Origin of the sequence: Paenibacillus sp. MMS20-IR301, assembly GCF_032302195.1 — a bacterium.
Classification (GTDB): Bacteria; Bacillota; Bacilli; order Paenibacillales; family Paenibacillaceae; genus Paenibacillus_AQ.
Genome location: NZ_CP135275.1, coordinates 772,283 through 795,413, shown reverse-complemented (window position 1 = coordinate 795,413; position 23,131 = coordinate 772,283). Strand labels below are relative to the sequence as shown.

20 protein-coding genes are annotated in these 23,131 nt (G+C 50.9%); 6 read left to right on the top strand and 14 right to left on the bottom strand.

Annotated elements, in window-relative coordinates; all coding sequences use genetic code 11:
* Positions 1-4: 4 nt before the first annotated feature.
* Both pgmB and LOS79_RS03235 read right to left on the bottom strand, forming a co-directional pair.
* Entirely contained in the window at positions 5-2,926 is a 2,922-nt protein-coding gene (pgmB, locus tag LOS79_RS03240; RefSeq protein ID WP_315416245.1) for a beta-phosphoglucomutase, read from the bottom strand.
* Positions 2,923-5,229: a glycoside hydrolase family 65 protein gene (locus tag LOS79_RS03235; protein WP_315416243.1), complete on the bottom strand. Its 2,307-nt coding sequence runs from the start codon at positions 5,227-5,229 to the stop codon at positions 2,923-2,925. The genes pgmB and LOS79_RS03235 overlap by 4 nt, the downstream gene beginning before the upstream one ends.
* Before the next feature lie 461 nt (positions 5,230-5,690).
* Here LOS79_RS03235 and LOS79_RS03230 point away from each other — a divergent pair, with 461 nt between their 5' ends.
* Positions 5,691-6,410, top strand: coding sequence for a Crp/Fnr family transcriptional regulator (locus LOS79_RS03230; RefSeq protein ID WP_397386728.1), 720 nt, complete (start codon positions 5,691-5,693; stop codon positions 6,408-6,410).
* 201 nt (positions 6,411-6,611) lie between these two features.
* Here LOS79_RS03230 and LOS79_RS03225 read toward each other — a convergent pair whose 3' ends face one another.
* The 7 genes from LOS79_RS03225 to LOS79_RS03195 form a co-directional block, all read right to left on the bottom strand.
* Positions 6,612-7,430, bottom strand: a complete 819-nt coding sequence (locus LOS79_RS03225; protein ID WP_315416242.1) for a formate/nitrite transporter family protein — start codon at positions 7,428-7,430, stop codon at positions 6,612-6,614.
* A 24-nt stretch (positions 7,431-7,454) separates the two neighbouring features.
* Entirely contained in the window at positions 7,455-7,796 is a 342-nt protein-coding gene (gene nirD, locus LOS79_RS03220; protein WP_315416240.1) for a nitrite reductase small subunit NirD, read from the bottom strand.
* 24 nt (positions 7,797-7,820) lie between these two features.
* Positions 7,821-10,247, bottom strand: a complete 2,427-nt coding sequence (gene nirB / locus LOS79_RS03215) for a nitrite reductase large subunit NirB (RefSeq protein WP_315416239.1) — start codon at positions 10,245-10,247, stop codon at positions 7,821-7,823.
* 204 nt (positions 10,248-10,451) lie between these two features.
* On the bottom strand, positions 10,452-11,153 hold the full coding sequence (locus LOS79_RS03210) for a hypothetical protein (RefSeq protein WP_315416238.1): 702 nt from the start codon (positions 11,151-11,153) through the stop codon (positions 10,452-10,454).
* A 133-nt stretch (positions 11,154-11,286) separates the two neighbouring features.
* On the bottom strand, positions 11,287-12,012 hold the full coding sequence (ric, locus tag LOS79_RS03205; RefSeq protein WP_315416236.1) for an iron-sulfur cluster repair di-iron protein: 726 nt from the start codon (positions 12,010-12,012) through the stop codon (positions 11,287-11,289).
* A 145-nt stretch (positions 12,013-12,157) separates the two neighbouring features.
* Positions 12,158-13,483 (bottom strand): FAD-binding oxidoreductase, encoded by a 1,326-nt coding sequence (locus LOS79_RS03200; RefSeq protein WP_315416234.1) that lies wholly within the window; start codon positions 13,481-13,483, stop codon positions 12,158-12,160.
* Between the two features lie 49 nt (positions 13,484-13,532).
* The gene (locus LOS79_RS03195) at positions 13,533-14,300 is read right to left on the bottom strand and encodes a Gmad2 immunoglobulin-like domain-containing protein (protein WP_315416232.1); all 768 of its coding nucleotides are present in this window, start codon (positions 14,298-14,300) and stop codon (positions 13,533-13,535) included.
* A gap of 207 nt (positions 14,301-14,507) precedes the next feature.
* On the opposite strand from LOS79_RS03195, the gene LOS79_RS03190 reads away from it, so the two are divergent.
* Positions 14,508-15,392, top strand: coding sequence for a LysM peptidoglycan-binding domain-containing protein (locus tag LOS79_RS03190; protein ID WP_315416230.1), 885 nt, complete (start codon positions 14,508-14,510; stop codon positions 15,390-15,392).
* A gap of 76 nt (positions 15,393-15,468) precedes the next feature.
* On the top strand, positions 15,469-16,131 hold the full coding sequence (locus tag LOS79_RS03185; protein WP_315416228.1) for a hypothetical protein: 663 nt from the start codon (positions 15,469-15,471) through the stop codon (positions 16,129-16,131).
* 65 nt (positions 16,132-16,196) lie between these two features.
* Here the strand turns inward: LOS79_RS03185 and LOS79_RS03180 are convergent, their stop codons facing one another.
* The 4 genes from LOS79_RS03180 to LOS79_RS03165 all read right to left on the bottom strand — a co-directional run bounded on the left by LOS79_RS03180 (position 16,197) and on the right by LOS79_RS03165 (position 19,395).
* Entirely contained in the window at positions 16,197-16,919 is a 723-nt protein-coding gene (locus tag LOS79_RS03180; protein WP_315416226.1) for a hypothetical protein, read from the bottom strand.
* 746 nt (positions 16,920-17,665) lie between these two features.
* Entirely contained in the window at positions 17,666-17,983 is a 318-nt protein-coding gene (locus LOS79_RS03175) for a winged helix-turn-helix transcriptional regulator (protein WP_315416224.1), read from the bottom strand.
* Positions 17,984-18,108: 125 nt separating this feature from the next.
* The gene (locus LOS79_RS03170) at positions 18,109-18,432 is read right to left on the bottom strand and encodes a hypothetical protein (RefSeq protein WP_315416223.1); all 324 of its coding nucleotides are present in this window, start codon (positions 18,430-18,432) and stop codon (positions 18,109-18,111) included.
* A gap of 27 nt (positions 18,433-18,459) precedes the next feature.
* Entirely contained in the window at positions 18,460-19,395 is a 936-nt protein-coding gene (locus tag LOS79_RS03165) for a Gfo/Idh/MocA family protein (RefSeq protein WP_315416222.1), read from the bottom strand.
* Positions 19,396-19,543: 148 nt separating this feature from the next.
* Between LOS79_RS03165 and LOS79_RS03160 the strand changes: the two genes are divergently transcribed.
* A complete protein-coding gene (locus LOS79_RS03160) occupies positions 19,544-20,155 on the top strand; it encodes a TVP38/TMEM64 family protein (RefSeq protein ID WP_315416221.1) in 612 nt (203 codons plus the stop codon).
* Between the two features lie 98 nt (positions 20,156-20,253).
* Positions 20,254-21,240 (top strand): peptide-methionine (S)-S-oxide reductase MsrA, encoded by a 987-nt coding sequence (gene msrA / locus LOS79_RS03155; RefSeq protein ID WP_315416219.1) that lies wholly within the window; start codon positions 20,254-20,256, stop codon positions 21,238-21,240.
* A gap of 93 nt (positions 21,241-21,333) precedes the next feature.
* On the opposite strand, the gene LOS79_RS03150 is transcribed toward msrA, so the two are convergent.
* Positions 21,334-22,488 (bottom strand): DUF4349 domain-containing protein, encoded by a 1,155-nt coding sequence (locus tag LOS79_RS03150; protein WP_315416217.1) that lies wholly within the window; start codon positions 22,486-22,488, stop codon positions 21,334-21,336.
* Between the two features lie 398 nt (positions 22,489-22,886).
* Between LOS79_RS03150 and LOS79_RS03145 the strand changes: the two genes are divergently transcribed.
* Positions 22,887-23,039, top strand: a complete 153-nt coding sequence (locus LOS79_RS03145; protein ID WP_315416216.1) for a DUF1540 domain-containing protein — start codon at positions 22,887-22,889, stop codon at positions 23,037-23,039.
* Positions 23,040-23,131 lie beyond the last annotated feature (92 nt).

Genomic DNA, 23,131 nt, shown 5'->3' with positions numbered 1-23,131 from the left:
GGTATTACAGCTCATGCAATCCGGCGATGACCAGATCCGCTTCCTGCAGGATTTCCGGCTTGCCGATGCCGACAACCGGCATTCCCGCCGCTTTACCGGCAGCCACTCCGGCTTCAGCATCCTCAAAGACAATGCAATCCTGCGGCTGCAGGCCCAGCGCCGCGCCAGCCGCCAGGAAGACCTCCGGATCGGGCTTGGCCCGGGATACCTTGTTGCCGTCGATAACAGCGTCGAATAATCCGGCGATGTTCAGCTTATCCAGAATGAATTCGGCATTTTTACTGGCTGAACCAAGAGCAATGGCTACTCCCCGCCCTCTTAGCCTATGCAGGTAGTCCTTAACACCGGGCAGCAGCTCCGATTGATCAAGCCGGGAGATATACTCCACATAGAGGCGGTTTTTCTTCTCCGCCATGGCATGCTTCTCCTCATCACTGAATTCCCTGCCTCCGATCTCCAGCAGAATGTCCAGGGATCTCATCCGGCTGACTCCTTTCAGCCGTTCATTATGGGCTTCCGTGAATTCAAAGCCCAGCTCTGCGGCAAGCGCACGCCAGGCCAAATAATGATATTTGGCTGTATCTACAATTACACCGTCAAGGTCAAAGATCGCACCCTTCATATTGTTCAGCATCTGTTCTGCTGCTTCCCGGGCCGGAGCGGTAAACTGCAGCTGCGCTCCCGGCCGGCACAGCTCCGGCTCACCGCCGAAGCCGGCAAACAGGACCGCCCCGCTGTTGTCTTCCGCAGCTGTGACCGTGACTCTGCCCCGGCTGATCTGCAGCCGGAAGCTGCTGCCTCGCAGCCTGACCGGCAGCTCTACGGACTGCCAGGACTCCGGCAGCGCCGGATTCAGCGCAGCAATTCCTCCGTCAAAGTGCAGCCCCGCGAAGCCCAGTACCGCAGCCATCCAGGCACCGCCATTCGCAGCCGGATGCGTTCCGCCGATATAGAGGTCACCGACATATTGCTTCGCTTCTCCGGTAAGATCAACCGTAGCGGTACGCATGAAATACGGATACCCCCAATCCGGGGAGCCGATATCAGCAGCAACTAGCGCGTAGATGCACGGGCTTAGGCTCGATCCGTGCTCGGTGCGCGGCTCGTAGAATTCCCAGTTGGCCTGCTTCACCTCTTTGCTGAATTTGCCCTTGAATAGATTCAGCATCAGTACAACATCAGCCTGCTTGAGTATTCTGGTCGTTGTGGCCAGACCGCTGCCGCCGCCCAAATATTCATGCTTGTTGATAATCCGCGACTTAAGCTCTGCCAGCGTAACCTCCTCCAGCTGATAATACCGGTCAAATTGTTCAATAATCAGCGTGTCCGGGTCCGGCTGAGGAACATAGAAATGCTCCAGCATCTCCTTGAACTCCGCCAGGAACGGTCCGCCGCTGAACTGCGAAGCCAGCTCCGCATACACTGCCGGATATTTGTCCTCCAGCAAAGCTGCTGCCTTCAGGGCAATTTCCAGCGTTTCGTGTACAAGGGCATTGGTAAAGGCATTATTATTCACCCGCTCATGATATTCATCCGGGCCGGTCACATCCAGAATCTCATACCGCTGCTTCACCGGATTATAATAGGCATATGAATAGAAGAAACGGGCACACTCATAGATTACTTCGGCTCCGCCTTCTGCAAGAATAGCGTCATCTCCGGTAAACTGCAGATACTGCCAGATGCCATGTACCACATCCGCACTGATATGCACCTGCTTATCGCGGAAATAGGTCCGCATAGGCCGTCCTGTGAACACATCATTTACGTTGAACAGGGTGCAGGCATCATCCCCCGAATCCTGGCTCTCCCAGGCATAAAATGCCCCGAGGTACCCGTATTCAGCCGCCTTTCTGCGGGCACCGTCCAGTGTATGAATCCGGTACATCATCAGATTGCGTGCGGTCGCGGGATCACTGTGCAGGAAAAACGGCAGCATGAACATTTCCGTGTCCCAGAATACAGCGCCCTTATAGACCTGGCCGGATAACCCGCGGGCCGGAATGGATACCTTCTCGGACTCCGTAGGCGCAATGATCAGCAGCTGATAGATGCTGTACCGGAGGGCGGACTGCGCCTTATCATCTCCTTCAATCCGGACATCGCTGCGCAGCCAGCGCTCCTCCCAGATACGGCTATGGGCTTCCAGCAGCTCACTGTAACCGGCATCCGCCGCCGCCCGGACCGCCCGGAGTGCACATTCCTCCGGTTCTTCTCCGGAGTCCAGTCCGGTGAATACAGCAGCATATTTATACCATTCGTATGTCTCACCAGCCTTGGCGTCAAAAGAAACCGTCCGCAGTGCCCGCTCTGCATCGATCTCCTGCCTGCCAAATCCGAAATCCGCCTGCTCGGCCACCGCCACCGGAAGCTGCAGTTCACCGGTAACCGCAGTTGCCAGCAGCACCTCCTCACGCATCCGGCTCTGCTGCCCGGACAAATGCGGGCCGTTAATATCCCAGACCTCACTGTCAATGCCGGTCCGGATGACGATCCGGCAATCCACTGTGCTGTGGAGCGTGAACCTGCCCGCCAGCACATGAAGCTGATCCATGCTGACGAAACGCTCCGCTGTGTAAGTCAGCTGTCCGCCGTCACGAATACCAAACACCGTCTCCCGCCGGTGAACGGCCTGGCGGAGTTCAAGACTCTGTGTATGAGCTGCCGGTTCGGCTGCCAGCACACTTAAATCCTGCCCGTCGCAGTTAATTACCGTGAACAGCGCGTTCGGCGCATTCACCGGCTCACGCCACTTGTCCCCTGCTTTGTCATACAGTCCGGCTAATGTAACGGCGGCAAGCTGCTCCTTGCCGAATTCCTCCAGTGTGCCGCGGCAGCCCATATAACCGTTCCCGGTCATATATTTATTCCCGTTCGTCGTAATACGCTCCGGCTCGAAGCTGTGCTCGCTTACAGTCCAGCTCATGAGGCCATCATCCCTTCACCCAGCGGAAGCGTAATCCCCGCCGCATCTACCTTTACCTGCTGGCCGTATACTATAACTTCAGTACTTCCGCCGTTTATTGCCTTGAAGCTGACGTGATTCTTATTTACATTGATGCCGAGCAGCACCCCTGCATACATGACCTGGAAGCTGTAAGAGTCCCATTTCTGCGGCAGTGACGGCCGGAAGCTGAGCTGCGGACCATCGGAACGCATACCTCCAAAGCCGTAGACAATATTCATCCAGGCTGCTGCGATAGAGGTGGTATGGAGTCCTTCTCTTGTATTACGGTTATAGTTATCCAGATCAAGCCGGGTGGCAAACTCAAAGAAATTATAGGCTTCCTCATGTTTGCCGATTTCACTTGCCAGGATGGAATGAATCGACGGTGAGAGTGAAGACTCATGAATACATCTGGTTTCATAATATTCGTAATTCGCAAGCTTGGCTTCTTTGGAGAATTGCCCGTTATACAAGAACATGAACATCAGCACATCCGGCTGCTTGATCATGTCGTAACGGTACAGACGGTCATAAGACCAATTGGAATAGAGCGGGAAATCCGTCACCGGAATGGAATGGATGTCGATATGCGGCATATCGAAATAACCGTCATGCTCCTCATACACGCCGCTGCCCTGGTCGAGCGGAATTTTCATGTGCTCACGCTTATGATCCCAATCGGCCAGTTCCTCTTCCCGGAGACCCGTTGCGGCAGCCACAGCAGCATAGGCATCCGGCATACCCGCTTTCATTCCGGCCAGCGTCTCCAGCGTGTATTCGAACAATTTCTGCGCCATCAGATTGATGTAACAGTTATTATTCACCATGAGCTGGAATTCGTCCGGTCCCATGACGCCGAAATAACCGTATTGCCCGCTGCGCTGCCCCCATTGTCCCCGGGTTGCATAGAAACGGCTGATCTGAATCAGCATCTCGGCTCCCTTGCTGTACAGGAACTCCCGGTCACCTGTATTCTTCACATAATGCCAGATGCCGTAGGAAACGGCTGTCCCGACATGAAGCTGCAGATTGGAATGCTGCCACAGGTCACAGCTTTCAGTCCCGTCAATGGTCGCAATGGGATAAAAGGCTCCCGCACAATCCACATCCTTAGCCCGCTGCATCGCTTCCGGCAGGGTTTTATAGCGGAACTCCAGCAGGCTGCGGGCCGCCTTCGGATTGTTGAACATATAGAACGGCAGGCAGTAGGACTCGGTATCCCAGAAGGCAAGGCCGCGGTACGCTTCACCGGTCAGCCCTTTGGCGCCGATATTATAGCCGGGATGATCGCCATGGTAGGTCTGATACAGCTGGAAAATACAGAAGCGGATCCCCTGCTGATTCTCAGGATCGCCTTCAATCACAATATCACTGGTGGCCCAGATCCCGTCCCAGTAGGCGGCCTGTTCAGCGAATATTTCCTCTACATCAAGCCCGCCGGCTTGTGCAGCAAGCGTCATTCCTTCTGCCCAGAGCTCATCCCCGTTAAGCGAAGCCTTGCTGCCTGTAACATTAACGGCGAGCTTGCTGTACGCGGCAGTCTCCCCTTGAACCAGCTGCAGCGAGAACTTCCGGCCGATGAACCGGCTCTTGGCAACAAGCTCCGTATCCAAAGTCTGGGCGGATTTCAGCGCGAACCCGGAGAACAGCTTGTTTCCGGTTGTCAGCGTACTGCCCAGAATAGCGGTTACAGTTCCTTCTTCACCGCTGCGCAGCTCCTGCCACATGCTCTGGCCGCGCTCTTCATGAATCATGCCGAAATCAAGCCCGGTTACAATGTTTACACAGCCCGAGAAATTGAGCGGCTCAAATTCGACCTGCTGCAGGCCCAGCTGAGACATCGTCATGCTGACCAGGCGTGTAAAAGCAATCTTAAGCTGTCTGCCGTCTGCCAGATGCCAGATGAATGCCCTTCGGTAGGTGCCGGTGCGCATATCCAGCCTGCGGCTGTATTCCGTTATTTGGCTGTGCGCCAGATCAAGCTGCTCATCATCCACCGCTATCCGGGTATACAGCCAGTCCACTGCATTCACCATGTAACGCAGCGAGCGGATAATCCCCTTATAGTGGTTGCCGACTTCCATCTGCTCATTGAGGCCGCTCAAATAGCTGCCGGGCAGCGTATCCCCGCTGTAGCCTTCATCTGCATATCCCCGCACACCCATATACTCATTTCCAAGTGAAAAAATCGATTCCGAGGTCCGGTTGCGCTCCGGATCAAAGCCCTCCTCCAGGATTGCCCAAGGATCGACCTTAAGATATTTGTCTGCCACTTTTGCCATAGCTGATTTCTCCTTCTCCGAAGAATGTTCCGACCGGCCCGCAGCATACACTATCACGGGGGTACGGAGTCTTAAGTATCAGCGTATCGCTAAGCATCTGCAGAGCCAAGGTCAGCCTGTAATAAAGTTATGTGCATTTTTACGGAACTTACAGAATCCTGCATTTTGCGTTATAATTATCTAAACCATTTCAGATTTATTCAGTGCACAGCAAAAAAAGCCGCAAGCTCCCAGGATCTATCCAGAATAGGAGACAGCTGCTATAATATCCTGTAATACAGGTTGTTGATCCCTCTTAAGGCCCGAAAACATATCATTTCTCACACAAATGAAGTGAAAATTATCACAATGTAAAAAATTCGACACTTTTTCGCGAAAATTTCTACCCATAAAGAGGAATTTCCATGTATAATTAATTTAAAATTTACTGAAAAACTGAGGGAATAAAGGGGATGTCGATTATGATAAAGGAACATTATAATGTTATCGAAGCCCGCGGCAATACAAACTGTTTCTCCGAACAGAACTTTAACCGGTTACTGGTTACAATGAAAGAGCGCATTGTCCCTGAAGGCTCACACTTGTTCTGGGAAGGCGACTATTCGGATAAATTGTTTTATATCAAACGTGGACGTGTGAAGTTAACCAAATCTACCGATGAAGGCAAAGAACTGATTCTTTATATGTATCAGGCAGGCGACATGGTGGGTCAAGCCGACCCGTTCTTCAGTACGAAGCACAGCTTCACTGCCGAAGTGATTGAAGAAAGTGAAGTTGGCGTGATTGAGCAGAAGGATCTGGAGATTCTAATCTGCCAGCATTGCGACTTCGCCATTGATTTCATGAAATGGATGGGGATTCATCACCGTCTTACACAGACGAAATTCCGCGATCTGATGATGTACGGCAAGCCGGGTGCACTCTGCTCCACACTGATCCGCCTGGGCAACACCTATGGTGAGAAGACCGGCGACAGCATTCTGATCAATAAAAAAATTACACATACAGATCTGTCCAACATGATCGGTGCTACCCGTGAGAGTGTTAACCGCATGCTGAGCGATCTGCGTAAAAAAGATGCTGTTGAGTATGAGAATGGTATGATTGTCATTAAGGATCTGGGGATGCTTCAGGAGATCTGCCATTGTGAATTATGCCCTAACGAAATCTGCCGCATTTAATCCCTATCAATAATACCCTCTATTCACCTCATTGAAACATATATGACCCAATCATTTTAATAGAGTGGTCGAAGGCGCCCTGTCCGGCGTCTTTTTTTCTTGCCCGCCCGCAACTGAGTCCTAAACAGCATAACACATAAGCGCGGACCCTTTCAGTGACAAAAAATCCCCGCAGCATATTCAGCCGCAGGGATTTTCAGATTAACTTGCTTTCTTTGTCTTGCTTGGAGCAGATGAGGTACGCGGCGTACGAACAGGTGAGATCAGCCAGTAGGCCATCCCGACAAACACACCGCCGCCGATGATATTTCCCAGCGTAACCGGGATCATATTATGCAGCCAGCCGGCAATGCTTACAGTCTCCGGATGATTCGGCAGCAGCACTGCTACACTGAGCAGAGTCATATTCGCTACACTGTGCTCATAGCCGCTCGCGATGAAGGCGAACAGGCACCACCAGATCAGCACCAGCTTGGCGGATTCACTCTTCGCACGCGAGGACATCCAAAGTGCCAGACAGACCAGCCAGTTACAGAGAATACCGCGGAAGAACAGCTCCGAGAACGGCAGGCTCATCTTTTTGGCCGCGGCGGTGAAGATCAGGTGATCCACCGGGGCTGCTTTGAACAACCCTGTACCCTGAATCAGCAGTGCCAGAATTACTGCACCGGCCACATTACCGAGGAACACGAGGACCCAGTTCTTCACTGTATCCCATATCGTCGTTCTTCCGGCCAGTGTGCTTACGGTAAAGAACATATTATTGCCTGTAAACAGCTCTGAGCCTGCGAAGACCACCAGAGTCAGGGCAATTCCGAAGGAGCCCCCCATAATCAGCGGCTGAAAAGGAGATTTAATCGCCGCCAGCGGTGCGCCGAGCGAGAAGATCAGAATAATACCAATCCCGACATATGCTCCGGCGAGCAAGGCTGCCAAAAAATATTTCGGCAGACTCTCATTCATTTTGTCACGTTTGCCCACGGCTGTCTCTACGATATTCTCTACGCTTTGCGTAAACATATCCGCACCTGCTCTTCTTATAATTTATAGGCTTGCCACTGCTGATGCCAGGCTGACTTTAACAATCCCGTCTTCAACGGCCACCGGATGAACTGCCGCCAGACCCCGGTCCGGCGCCTGGACTTCACCGGTGCGCAGATCGATTTTCCAGTCGTGCAGCGGATCATACAGATAATAACCGGATACAATTCCTTCAGCCAGCGGACCGCCTTTCGGGTGGGGGCTGTGATTCTCCACAGCATAGACAGCACCGTCTGATGTGCGGAATACCGCCAGTTCTACTTCCCCAGCAGTGACTACCCGTCCAATCTGAGGCATGAAATCTTCTACAGCACCTACTGCATACTCACGTTTACCCAGTTTCATATTTCTCTCACCTCTCCCTTTTGGCTATACCCGTGTCTGCTCGAACAGCGCTGTGCGGGTCCCCTCGTCACCCAGCATTTTTTTCCATGGATCACTGACTTGTGCGAGGGCAAACTCGATCCGCGCCGCCAGTTCCTTACGGTTGTCGTCACTGCCCATAATTACAGTCTGGATATGCTCCAGGCCCATACGCTCAACCCATTCCGAAGTTCTTTCCAGGTAGTTGCCGGTTTCACGGTAGTACTGTATCACGGCCGAGCAGACCTGGGTCAGCTCTTCATCGGTTCTCACCTTACAGAAGGCATCCGCGATCCGCGGCTTGATTCCGCCGTTACCGCCGATAAATACTTCCCAGCCGCCGTCGTTGCCGACGATGCCGATGTCCTTGGTGCAGGATTCAGCACAGTTGCGCGGGCAGCCGTTCACTGCCATTTTGAATTTGGCCGGCATATCCAGCCGTTCATACTTGCGTTCAAGCATGGCCCCCATCCCCATGGAATCCTGCGTACCGAACCGGCAGAACTGCGAACCTACGCAAGTCTTGACAGTACGCAGGGATTTCGCATAGGCATAGCCGGAAGGCATATCCAGCTCTTCCCAGACCTTCGGCACATCCTCTTTCTTCACGCCGATCAGATCCAGACGCTGTCCGCCGGTGACCTTCACGACCTTCACATCATACTTCAGGGATACATCGGCAATCCGTTTCAGATCCTCCGGTGTAGTTACCCCGCCGTACATCCGCGGAACGACCGTATAAGTCCCGTCCTTCTGAATGTTGGCGCTCATCCGTTCGTTCACGAACCGGGATTCTTTTTCATCCTCATGGGTATCCGGATAGATCATTCCAAGGTAATAGTTCACGGCCGGGCGGCATTTCGAACAGCCCTCCGGCTGCTTCCAATCCAGCACATGCATTACCTCTTTAGTAGTTTTAAGACCTTTAGCCGTAATCTCGGCCACAATCTCATCCCGGCTCATAGGTGTACAGCTGCAGATGCCCTGCTTGGCGCTTTGCTGGAAGCTGTCTCCGAGAACGAACTGCAGGATCTGCTCAACGACCGGTTTACAGCCGCCGCAGGAGCGGGTCGCTCCGGTGCAGGCTTTGATTTCATCCACTGTCGTAAAACCGTTCTCCGTAACCGCATCAACAATCGCCTTCTTCGTTACTCCGTTACAGCCGCAGACGATTTCTTCATCGGCCATGGTTTCAACAGACAAGCCCTTTTTGGCTCCGCCTCCGCCGCAGCAGCCTGTACCCATAACTTCCCCGTAGATTTCATCGGTCATTTCTGTTGACTGCTTCACCAGCTTCTGCAGATTGGCCGACTCTGTAACATCGCCGAACAGAACTGCACCGACAATCTTATTGTCCTTAAGCAAAATCTTCTTATAGGTTCTCTTCCACTCATCTTTGGCGGAAATTACGGTATGCTCTGCCGATTCCGTGAACTCTCCGGCTGAGAATACATCCACACCGGATATCTTAAGCTTGGTGGCAACAACAGAGCCTTCATACCCGGCCGTAGGTGCCCCCGATAAATGCTTGGCCAGTACCATACCCTGCTCAAAGAGCGGTGCTACCAGACCGTAACAGGTTCCCCGATGCTCTGTACATTCGCCGACAGAATACACATCAGCCATCGAGGTTTGCAGATAATCATCGACAACAATCCCGCGGTTAACATTGATTCCGCTGTCCTTGGCAAGCTGCACATTCGGCTTAATGCCGACAGCCATCACTACAAAATCTGCCTGCAGCTCACTGCCGTCGCTAAAGCGCAGCCCGTTAACCCGTTCTTCTCCTGTCAGCTCCACCGTCTGCTTGCCCATGGCAAACTTCACACCCTGCCGCTTAAGCTCAGCTTGCAGCATCGAGGATGCTGTGTGGTCCAGCTGCCGCTCCATCAGATCCTCCAGCAAGTGCACAACGGTAACATCCATGCCTAGATTAACAAGTCCCTTGGCAGCTTCAAGACCCAGCAGGCCTCCGCCGATAACTGCAGCCGTACGGTACTGCTTCGCTGCTTCCAGCATGGCATCACAATCGGCAATATCCCGGAAGCCGACTACGCCCTCTTTCGTACTGCCCGGTACAGGAAGAATAAATGAATTCGAGCCTGTGGCAATAATCGCTTTGTCATACGGAACTGTAAGCCCATTATCTGTAATGATCTGTTTGCCGGCTTCATCAATCCGCACAACTGTTGTTCCTGTATGGAGTGTAATATGGTTATCCTCATACCACTTTCGGTCGTTCAAGATAATATCTTCAATTGTTTTACTGCCTTCCAGAACATAAGACAGCATGATCCGGTTATAGTTGGGATGCGGCTCGCTTCCGAAGATCGTAATATCATAAGCTCCGCCCAGTTTCAAAATCTGCTCAATGGTGCCCACACCAGCCATACCGTTACCTATCAGAACTAATTTTTTTCTCTCCGTTGTCACTGGTAAGACCCTCCTTAGAGACTCGGATATCCTCACAAGCCTGCTTGATACAGAAATTATACTTTTTAAAATTAAGGCACCTTTGTGATTGCAATCACATTAGATGTGAATCTTTTCACAAATAATTCATATAAAAAAGGATCTCCATGCGTTCCGCACAGAAACCCTTTTACTATTAACTGAACGCAGGTGATAGACTCAGCACTATTTCAGAATCAATGCGATTTCCAGCTTATCCTGCGGCCTGAGCTTCATATCCATGCCATTGCCAAGCAGGCCCTTGTCGTTCACCTTCAGCTTCCATTCTTCATTGCTCAGCCGCGCATAATCCATAACGGTTAGGATCGTTTTGTTATCTTCGGCCAGGGTGATCATCCCGCTCTTCTTCATGAGTCCTCTCACCGTCAGTTCTTCGGTATAAGGGAGTACATGTGAATGTGTCAGCTCCGGCTGCTCGCTCCCTCCGTTCACCGTAATAATTATTGGCTGGAGCTGAGCCCCGGCATCCGCAGCTTTTACTGTCAAGGCAATAGCTGAACCGCGTTCCACTTTACTGTTCCAGTCTGTGAGCTTTTTGCCGTTCACCTGGATCTCCCACATCAGCCCGGAACTTAGCGTTATCCGGTTAACCTCCGTAATGCTATAGCCATCTGCAGCAAATGCGGCTACCCCGCTCTTGCGTAACAAATCTATCATTGTATTGCCGTCCGTATACGCTTCGGTAAGCAGTCTTCCGGCGGTACCGGCCAGATTAAGCTCGCCGACCAGGACAGACAATGTAATCTGATTATTTGCATTTCCGGCACCGCTGCCGGCATTTCCTGATCCCAGAGCCGAGCTGCAGCCGCCTAATGTCATAACAACGATCAAGCCCAGCAGCAAGCGCCATATCGAGTGGGTGGACATTCCACGGCACCGCCTTCTTCTGTAGTATCCATGACTCTTTAAGGATAACGCATCAGAGGGCTGTTCTCAAATTATTTCTGCACTATGTGAATGACAAAAAAGCCCCCGTAGGAGCTTTTGCAACCATAACAGCTTATTGGTAACGCAGAAACAGGATATTGTTCTCCAGATGCACATGCTCGAAGGTCATACCTTCCAGCTCTTCAAGCCGGGCATAGGTCAAACGGTAAGTTGTGCAGGCATGTGCTGGCGGTGTGTAGTCATTGGTTACTCTGCGCAGCTCACGCAGAATCTCACCGGCACCGTCATGCTCTGCTTCCAGATTAGCCAGCAGTCCGCGGAGCTCAGCAAGTCCTTCTTCGCTCGGATTCTGTGTATAAGCCAGCATTTTCGGGAATTCGGTTTCCTCTTCCTTAGCGGTATGCTGAAGCAGATCCTCACGCAGCAGGTTGAACAGACGGTGCATTTCACCTAAATGCGGGGAATCTTCACCATGTACGCGGAATACTTTGGTTACGTTCTGGCTGATTAAAGGAAGCTCCTCACGCAGGTAGCGGTGATGCTTGTTTACGATATAATGTACCAGATCTTCGGAAGAAGCCTCGTTCCAGGCTGTATCTTCTTCAAGCACCGGATGCTCTTCCCGCAGCTTATTCAGTTCCTGGATCATTACGTCTGCATCCAGCCCCTTCTCGGCAGCTGCTTCAGTGAGCGGCTTCGCGCCTCCGCAGCAGAAATCAATGCGTTGTCCTTTGAAATAATCCGCAGCTTTCGGGAACTGCAGAACGATGTCTCTAACCATGGTTTCAGAGGAAAATCCCGGTTGAACAGTTATATCGTTTAATTGATTGGACGCCATGATGGCCCCTCCCTCGTGTTGTTGGTATAGGTTGTTGCTCTTGATCACCTTTACACCTTAACACTGGCTGCAGGCCGGATTAGTGATTGTACGCACTAAATATATTTAATTTTAATGAACGGATCAAAATCTTCCGGTTGTAAGCCTACGGCAGGGGGATACTTTGTTCGTACCGGAAGAGATTGTCAGGATCATACGCTTGTTTAACACGTTTAAGCCTGGCCAGATTACTGCCGAAATATAAAACCGGCCAGTCAGAAATCAGGCTGTCGCAGTAATTGGAGTATGCTCCTTGGGTAAAGGGCAGCATGGATTCCCTGAAATGCTCAATCCACCCGATACGGGCTGAGGCATCATCACTGCTCCGCCAATAAGACTGATACTGAATCACAAACAGGGCTTCGCGGTGGGGAAAGGCTGTAGCCTCCGGAGATACTTCACTGATTGCACCTCTGTAGGCAACAAGACTGGCAAGGTTGCCGTTACCAGGGGCAGCCTGCAGGTTATCAGATAATATTTGAAGCGCATGCTCTGTAAAAGGTTTATAGATGTAGGCCGAACTGTTCTTGAACCTGGCCTGCCTGATCTCATTACCGCCGAGCTTGCGGATGGCTTCAATCCAGGTGGATGACCGGAAAGTCAGCTGCTTGGGCGGAACAGCCTCCTGGAGCGGCCGCACGGTTTTCCGCAAATCCTTTTCCAGTCCGGTAAATATCCCTTTGGCTGTTACATCACCGAGACCTTTGGCGGGAAGCTCAAGACCGGAAGTCAGACGGGAATCTGCATGGGGAGCCCAGTCCTGCCAGAAACGGATCACTTTCTCCAGTTCAGTATGATCCCAGGATGCACTGAACTGGGCAACATCACCGATGGGATACAAACGAAAGGTAAAAGTGGTCACAATGCCGAAGTTCCCGCCGCTTCCGCCGCAGCATGCCCAGAATAAATCACTTCTTAGCGTTTCATTCGCACGAATCAGCACGCCATTGGCATCAACAAGTTCGATTTCCTGAACTGCATCACAGAGCATGCCGAATGCCCTTGATAAAAAGCCGTATCCGCCTCCAAGCGTTAACCCGGCAACCCCTACTGACGGGCAGGAGCCTCCGGGCAGCGTAAAGCCGAACTTCCATAAAGCTTCATAGAGCATTTTTAGACGAAACCCTGCTCCAACCCGCGCTGTACCTGCAGCTTTATCCACTTTCAGATGTGTCAGCTCACTCACATCTATGACAAGTCCCCCGTCAATATTTGAGTATGCCTCGTAACTATGTCCTCCACAGCGTACCCGGAAATCCATCCTTTGTTTTTTGGCCCAGCTGACCGCATTTGCAGCATCGGCAGGCTCCAGGCAATACACGATAAGCTTAGGAAACTTAGAGAACCGGGAATTATAATTGCGCCGGGCTTCTTCATAACCTGGAGTACCTTGTTCTAGGATACGCCCTGTTAAGCCGCTGGTCCAGGCCATACACAAGCCTCCTTCGATTTAGAGGATTTGCTCCAAATACCCAATATCGCTAAAAGTATATCCGCGTTTCTGCCAGATCGATTAAGCTGCCGCTGCTTTCGTTATAGGCAAAGATGAGTATTTTACCTCTTGGAGTAGTTGGAGGCGAGGTGAGATCAAGCGGAAAATCGAATGCGCCAAAAGTTGTATTTCCTGTCCAGGGTGCCGTTCCGGCCCCTTCCATCAGCACATGGTTATCTTCGTCAAGCACACGGTACAGAAAGTTGCCTTCAAATTCTGAGGCCACACCTTGAATCCGCGTTAAACTAACATCATCCCCGATTCGCGTACCCGGAACAGGCTGGGTGATAAGTGTCCCTTTGGAGGAGGGGAGCGGAATCAACACATCGAAGCCTTCAGGCAATTGTTCGTAGGTAAAGCCGGGTCTATCCTCATTAATCCGGGCCAGATAGGTAAAGGGGATGCCCCGGAGATTAGCAATGTCCGTTAATGTATCGTTAATGCCGGCAGTATGAATGAAAGCTGGAACCCGGAGCTTCTGGCCGATATAAACCCGGTTCGCGTTAAGAATAGACGGATTAATCCCTGCAATCAGGTTCGGGGAAGCCAAGAAACGAAAACCTATGCTGTACAGATGTTCATTGGAATTCACATTATAGTAGACACCGGGAATCTCAAGGCTCAGGCCGGGAATGGTGAGCATAACCGGACTCTCTTCTGGAGAATAATTAGCCGGAAGCGCGTTACTCCGGGCAAGCTCATCAATATTCACATTAAACTTTACAGCAATAGCACTAAGATTCTCAGCATTTGACATCCTATATACAAGCGTTGATGCAGAAGACATGTTCATCCCTCCACCAAAATATTCTTGACCTCTCATGTATATTGGGCATATTCAAAATTATAGCAATTTTCATGAATTAATTTGCATGTGCCCATCCTGCAAAGGAACGCATAGACTGTAGCCTGGGCGGATAATGCTTTTAATGCCCGCATTTTTTTATGAAAGAGGGCTGTATTCATGCTGTATATTGTGCAACACGGGGATCATTTATCGGCAATCGCCAAGCGCTTCCAAACCACTGTGCCCGCCATTCTGGCAGCGAATGTTATCTGTAATCCCGATTACATTGTCACCGGTATTCCCCTTATCATTCCCGATCCTAACACCCCGCTGCCCAAAGCCGGCGGTTCCCCCTATTATGTAGTCATGCCGGGTGACTCGCTCTGGTGTCTGTCTCAGCAATTCTCCACTACCCCCCACACCTTAATACAAGCAAATCAAATCACTAATCCCGACCTCATCACTGCCGGAGCCGAGCTGTTAGTCAGTACCTATCAAGTAGATCCTGTGGCGCTCTATAACAGCTGGAATATCAGACCAGAGGATTGCGACTCCATTAACTCCATTTGGGGTGAAGCCCTATACCGGGAGGAATTCCTGTGGGAGGCTATGGGTCAAACGGCTGTACCTTACTTAACGCAATTGCTGAACCATTCCTGCAGCACCATCCGTGATTCTGCGGTTAAGAGCCTGGGGAGAATTGGAACAGGTGCTGGCGTGAGGTCAGCCCTGGAACAGACCTTACGGAATGACCCGGATGCAAATGTGGCGGATAGTGCCAGACTCAGCCTTATGCGGATGGATTTAATCCCTCTCTGGACAAAACGGATTCATCTCACCACTACAGATACTGAGCTGTACAGCTCGCCTGCTTTTGATGCTGGCTCTACGCTGTTGACAAAGGGTACCCCTGTCATTGTCCACCGCTGGTATATTCCCAGTCCTGCTGGTGACATCTCCGGTCCGGGTGCACTTGCTGTTTTTGACTTTGTGCAGGTCACAACCACAGGACAGACTGGTTTTCTCCATAGGGCAGGAGATGCAGCTATCACCCTGCTCTAATCAGAAAATAGTGTATAGAATAAGTACGGGAGGGGCAAAGATACAGTGATAACTTGAAGGAGGGAGCCCGAAGTAAATGCTTAAAAAAACGGCCATTGCTCTGCTGGCTGGTCTTGGAGTCCTGGGGTGGGTGAATGAAAGTTATGCTTCAGCACTTGACCGGGCGGTAATTCCGGTGAATACAATTGTTACCGCGAACCGGTCTTCAGGTGCACAGTTCAGTCCGGCTGAAGCAGAAAAGATCATTGCCCCAAGGTCGCAGCTGGTAATCAAAGCACTTAAAGATTCAGATATGAAGACACTCGGGACTCTGGTTCATCCGGTTAAGGGAGTCCGTTTCTCTCCGGATGCTACAATTCTGCCAACCGCTGATTTGATCTTCAAGGGAGAACAGCTGGCACCTCTGATTCAGAAGGATACGGTATTTGAATGGGGGGCATACGACGGTACCGGCTTCCCAATGAAGCTTACTTTAAAAGAATACCTGAACCAGTTTGTATATGACCGTGATTATGCCAATGCGGAGAAAATCGCCTATAATCAGTTCATTGCCTCCAGCAGTTCGACTAATAATCTTAGGGAGGTTTACCCTGATGCCATTTTTTCTGAATATTACTTCAGCGGCTCAGAATCAAATGATATCACCGGTATGCTGTTTTCCAGCCTGAGGCTTATATTTGAATTCTATAAAGATGAATGGTACCTGGTTGGCATCAGCCATGTCCATTGGACCATTTAGATAACTGGCATAACAAAAAAACTTGAAGGGCTCACACACCTTTCAAGTTTTTGTTATGGCAGTATTTATTGGACAGTCGCCCGCATATAGGTCCGCTTCCCTTGCGCATCCTTCAGATAAGGCCCGAGACCCGCAAACCTTGAATGGTCCACGTAGACCCCGGTCATCCATCTGCCTTCAGTCAGTCCGCCGTTCCATTGCAGCACCAGATCCGGTGCGGAGATCCATTCCTGATAGATTTGCATATTTTTGTCCTTATAAGCTTTGGAGGGTTTATTGATTTCAAGCAGCGGGGCGGGCGTCAAATAGGTGGGTACAAAATACGCAGAAATCAGTTCTAAATCCTCAGCGTCCAGAAAAGCCTCATCACCCAGGTAGGGCTGAAACAGCAGGGTATTCTCATACATCGACCAGATTACGGCCTGCAGGACCATGCTCTGGCTGCTCCCGTTATGGAAGGTGAACCGGCGCTGCGGTGCAGACGATTCTCCGCCGCCGGCCTCCGCAGGCTCCAGACAATGCCGTTCACAGCCGATGCATTTCCAGCCGGACGGGCTTTGAATCCATTTCTGGAACACGCTGCCGCTGTCATTATCCCCTTTGTACAGGGAGGAAATAATCTCATAGGGTACACCGATCCAGCTATTCCACAGGGAACCGGGAAGATAGCTGTGCAGCATGTGGAGCACCCGGTCATACATCAGCTGCACTCTGATTGAAGCGTTCTCCAGCTCGGCGACATCTTTTTTTCCATAGGTAATTTCCCGGGAAAACAAGGTGATGGTCATGATTATCGCCTCCTAAAAGTTTTGTTAGCATAGCCTCCTACGAATCTGCTTCGTACAAAACTTACACCGGAAGCATATGCTTAGTTTTGTTAGCATAGCCTCCTACGAGTCCACTACGGCAAAACTTGCTTCGTAAGCATACTATCCGCTCAACTATTTATCGGATGCTTAGGCTCTTCCTACTTTTGTTAGAACTTCCACACATTCTGAGTATGATTTTGTTCTATTATATTACACAGGTTTGGACACAGTGCAAGTTTTATTTAGCAGATTGCAAAATAAAATGATCCGGATTACAACGCGTATGAGGGTTTAAAGCCCCGCACCTGCCGTTTCACTCTATTCTATACTTTCTTACTATACAGCTTGAACTGGAAAGCCAAATGTTGAATTAGGATATTAGTATGCCCGCGTACATTACCCGCCAAGCAAGTCAAATCAATCCAATTCTGCCCCTTATGGACACCACAGCCCTTATGCGCTCGAAATAGGCCTTTTAGGCAGTCTTAACGGACTCCACGGCCCTTGTCCGCCGCTTTTCATGGGCTAACTCCGCTTTTCGGGTGAAATAACGGCGCTGGTGTCCTTAAGGTCCTGCACTCTGCTGCCTTTCCGCAGGCTTAACGTCTCCCCTGTCCGTAACGTTTAGCTAGTCACTTGTACAACGGTTACGTGACTGGCTGCTTTCTTGAAAAAACCCCTTAACCGGAGACCGGCAAGGGGCTGGCATTACACATGAAACGCTGTTACTCGACCCAGCTTTCGGCCCAGGTCTGAATCTGCTGCATAACCGGCTCCAGCGCACGGCCTTTCTCGGTCAGCTCGTATTCGATGCGCACCGGGGTCTCCGGGTACACGTGACGTACCAGAATGCCTTCACATTCCAGATCCTTCATACGTTCAGACAGCATCTTATCGCTCATTGACGGAATCAGTCCGGATATATCCTTGAAGCGCTTAGGACCGCTCATCAAAGTCTGAATGATTAGACCGTTCCAGCGTTTGCCCAGAAAAGAAAAGGCCGTTTCAAACCGCGGGCACATTGTCAGCTGATGTTCTCCCATTATTGTCACCTCTCACTTATGAAACTTACGATTAGTTAGTATATATAATTTTACCACATTTAATCCAGAATGAACATCATTTACACAAAAAAAGTTCATTAGCCATAACTATTATATCGCTGTTGTCAATCCCTTGTGTCCTCCGCCTGCTTCCGCTGCCCGATAGCTTCTGTTACCACGTACGCCAGATCATCGTTGCTGTATAGGGACAGCACGCCAAGCACTGTATCATCAGAGATGAATCCGGCCTCTTCCTCGGATACCGTCAGCGCAAGCGCGTTGCGGAGCGCCAGATTGTCCTCCTGCTGCGGATAGGCCTGCATGTATAATGCCTGCGGGTCCAGCCGGTTGTTAACACACCACTGGGCGAACACCAGAATCATCATTTCCTCATCCCGCTTGTAGCTCTCGATGATTCTTTCTTCCATTGATTTATCGTAGTCTTCCATGTTGATCCCCTCTCTGCTGTCATGCTGTTACCGGCTTAGCTTCGCTGCCAGCACATGGCTGGCCAGAACCGCTGAAGCGGCAATACCGCACTTCTCCGGTGTCCCGATATTGCTCAAAAAATGATTAACGGCCCCTGCGAAACCTCTGCGCTCCAGTACCGTGTCCCAGCTGCCGAAATTCTGTGTGCGCGGCAGAGAACCCTGCTCATACAGCGTTGCCCGCTCCATATCCGCAACCTCTACCGACCGGCCGTTTCCGTGCAGCTCAAGCTTCTCCAGATCGGCACCGGCATCCCGGACCATACTGTAAATCCCGCTTGTACCACCGTTCCAGTCCAGCAGTCCGGAGGATTGCAATAGTCTGCCTTCAGCATCCGCTTTCAGGCTGCTGTGCAGCAGCTCGTAATTCTCCCCGCACAACCACAGCAGCAGATCCAGCATATGAATCAGATCATCATGCACTGTTTCATGGCTGCTCCCTGCCTGCTGCTTCGTCCGGTGCTTGACCGCGCTGCAATGGCTGATGCCTCCCGCCTTATGCAGCCAGGACTTGGCCGCTACGTACATAGGAGCATAGCGGCGGTTGAAGCCGACCCCGAGCAGCAGACCTTTACGCTCTGCCAGCTCTGTCATCTGCCGGGATTCCTCCAGATTATAGGACAATGGCTTGTCCACATATACAGACACCCCGTGCTCAAGGCAACGGGTCACTATTTCATAATGTGAAGGTGTTGGACTATGCACGAATACAGCATCAAGGTTCCAGGATAACAGCTCATCTAGATCTGTAGTCCCCTTCGGAAGACGGTAAGCCTGAACCGCCTTCTGTACCGTTACCGGTGAATGGCTGAGCACTCCGGCAATTTCTGCCTGGTCATGACGGGAGAGCAGCGGCAAATAGACTTTACGGGCAATATCGCCGATGCCGATGATTGCCACTCTTTTGCGAACAGATATATTCATTGAGGTTTCTCCCTTAAATATTGATGAAATTCTAGCCCTTATAGATGTATTATACCTTGACACGGCCCGGCGACAATGATCTTTGCTTCATTAATCAGTTTTTTTTCAGTATGATGAAATGTATGGAGTCAAGAAAGGGCATAGTAGAATGAGAAAATGGTTAACTGTAATTGTGTATGTTTCGTGCATTATTCCCGCGTTTATCTACAGGTATGATATTCTGGCCTGGCTTAAGGCCGATCATTACCTGCTGCTGTCCCTTCTCGCTGCTACAGTGCTGGCGTTATTCCCGGTGCTGCCCTACAAGCTGATTATAAGCCTGTTCGGGTATGCCTACGGAAGTTTGGCCGGAGCTATAATTTGCTGGTTCGCCACCAATCTGGCGGCAGCCCTTGTATACGGTTTTGTTAAATATTTGTACCGTGACAGATCCATATCCTATCTGAAATCCATTACCGTGCTGGATAAATTCACCGCAGCTGTGCAGCGGCGGCCGTTTGCTTCAGTAATTCTGGCCCGGCTGGCTCCGGTCATTCCCCAAATGGCTGTGAATATTTACGCGGGTGCTGCCGGATTGCCTTTCTGGAGTTATCTTGCTGCCTCGGCGATCGGCAAAATTCCCGGGATTGCCCTGTACGCCTTTCTCGGCGGCCAGCTGTTCGAGCATCCGCGCAGTGCGGCCATAGCAATTATCCTCTACGCCGTGATCCTGGCAGTCGCCGGCTATTCCCTGCGTCCGCGCCCTTCGCTGCGCCGCTGAACTGAGGACAATCTACCGGAAGCTGGCAGGGAACTGCTATTTGTTTTATAATTAAATTGTGATCTATTTAATTGCATTCCAAGAATGGAGGGATATTGATGAGTGAAGTTCAAGCTGATTCGCAAGGCTTCAAGACTGAACAGGCAATATTTGCCGGAGGATGCTTCTGGTGTATGGTATCCCCGTTTGAAGAGCTTCCCGGCATTACCCAGATCATCTCCGGGTATACCGGCGGACATACCATAAATCCGACCTATGAGGAAGTGTGCTCGGAAACTACGGGGCATGTAGAAGCTGTGCAGATTACGTATAATCCGGATATTTTCCCATATAGCAAGCTCCTTGAGCTGTTCTGGCAGCAGATTGATCCTACGGACGCCGGCGGACAATTCCATGACCGCGGTACCTCTTATGGTACGGCAATCTTTACCTATACTGAGGAGCAGCGGCAGCAGGCGGAGGCCTCCAAGGCGGCCCTGCAGGCCAGCGGACGTTTCTCCGCACCGATTGTTACCCCGATTCTTCCGGCTAAGCCGTTCTACCGGGCCGAAGAATATCACCAGGGCTACCATCATAAGAATCCGGGCCATTACAAACGTTACCGTAAAGGGTCGGGACGGGAGGCTTTTATCGAAGCCCACTGGACCCACAAGGAAGACCCGAAGAGCCTGAAGGAACGCCTGACCCCGCTGCAATATGAGGTAACCCAGAACAATGCCACTGAATCACCCTTCCGCAACGAATTCTGGGATCATCACGGCGATGGGCTGTATGTTGATATTGTATCCGGCGAACCGCTCTTCAGCTCCGAGGACAAATATGACTCCGGCTGCGGCTGGCCGAGCTTCACGCGGCCGATCCGCGATTATGCGGTTAAGGAGAAAAGTGACCTCAGCCATCTGATGATCCGCACCGAGGTACGCAGCAAAACAGCCGATTCCCATCTCGGCCATGTCTTTAACGACGGTCCCGGTGCAAACGGGCTGCGCTACTGCATCAATTCAGCGGCTCTGCGGTTTGTTCCGAAAGAGGATCTGGAGAAGGAAGGCTACGGTGAGTACCGTGTTCTGTTCCAGCATGCTTAACTAGCGGACAATACCTTTTACAGTCCATAACTGCAAACAGCCTCCACTTCCGGATTATCCGGGACTGGAGGCTGTTTAACGTTTGAAGGCTTTTTATTTAGGTTTATTATCGCTTTCCGCCTCATCCGTTACTGGTGCTGCAGGTGGTGCTGCAGGTGCTTCTTCTTTGGCGTTATGGATCGCCCGTGTTAATGCATTGCCCTGGCGGATCCGCTCAATATGATCCTGATCCTGCCGTCTGAAGACTCTCCGGAGCCAGATGACGACCGCCACAATGACTGCGGCAACAACCAGTATCGGAAGCGCAGCTGCTAGAAAGACTACCAGCCACTGGAACATTGCTGACAGAGCATTCATACTGCCCTTCAGCGCTTCGGATGCCCGTTCGCCCAGCGGCCCCTGCTCTTTAGTCTGTGTAGCGGTAACAGGCTTCTCTGTCTGGTAAAGGCGAAGCTCTACGGTCGAGAAGGAGACGTTCTGGTCAATATACCGCATTCTGCCCTTAATTTGTTCAATTTGCTCCTGAATTTCGCCCAGCTGGTTGGCAAAGGCTACTAGATCAGCTGATTTAGTGGCTTTTTTCATAAATTCAATATATTGGGTCTCCATCAGCTGTTTGGCTTTGAGCCTGGATTCCAGATCTACATATTCTTCCGAGACATCCTGACCCTGGATGCTGCGCTGCAGCTGCTCATGCTTGACCTTCTCCAGATTGTTCAGAAACGAAGAGAAACCAGCTGCCGGTACTTTGAGGACAAAGGTTCCGCCCTGTTCATATTCAGATACATTCTCAGAAAATTCTATAATATATCCCCCTGCCAGGGTAATCATATTCCTCACTTCTGTCTGTGCTGCCCCGTAATCAGTTACCTCCATATTGAGGTTGGCCCGGTAGATCAGCTTCTTGTTCAGTCCTGCCGCAACATCAGCTGCTGCGAAGCCGGCAGGCCCTTCTGCCCCCTGCCCCGAACCCATAACCGGTACAGCCGGGCTGGCGCCTCCGCCCCCCTGCTCAACCGGAGCTGCTGCGGTGTCGGCAGCTGCAACCTCATTGGCCAGGGAGTTTTTGTTTGCGCTCTCTGCTGCCGGAGCCTCGGCAGATCCATCCGAGTTCGCACCCTGGTCGCTCATTAACGCATTGGATGAAGTATTTGCGGCACTATCGTTATTACCGCTGCTCCCGCAGCCTGCCAGAACCAGTGAAACCGCCAATAAACATAACAAGTACTGCAGACCCCTTTTTCGCATGCTCATTCCTCCAAAAGTGTATTTATTCCGCTTCTGAATATTCAGAATGCTGCCGCGAAAGGCCGTTATATCTATAGATCTCTTCCGCGCTTATACCTATGACGTTCCAAAAGCTGGAAGGTTGCAGCTGCTACTGAAGAAACTATTCTTTTCTTTGAAATTCAACCTAATTTATCCTTGTATGCAAAAAGAACCATCCAGCCGGTGGATGATCCTGTTTGCGTATCCGCTCATTATTTGTTACAATTGTAATGTCTGAAAAAGACAAAAAACACCAAATACCCTTCACTCTTCAGAATGAGGGTAGGTGCTGTTCGGACAAGCTCCACCTTGCTGAACAGATTAATTGCTAATTGCCGATTTATGATGCCAACTACTATAAGAGGAGGTGAACCCTCATGGCAAAAGACGTATTGTGTGCAGTTAATTCCTGTACTTATTGGGCTGAAGAAAACAAATGCAACGCAGAGTCCATCTTTGTTGCTTACCACAGCTCGAAAGAACCTAGCAAGTCTGAAGAAACAGACTGCAAAACCTTCGAAAGCAAATAATAACGGTTTATAGAAATATCGAAGGGACCCTCCACGGTTCCTTCTTTTCTTTTCTCATTCTATCAAGAATGAGAATTATTATCAAGTGTTTT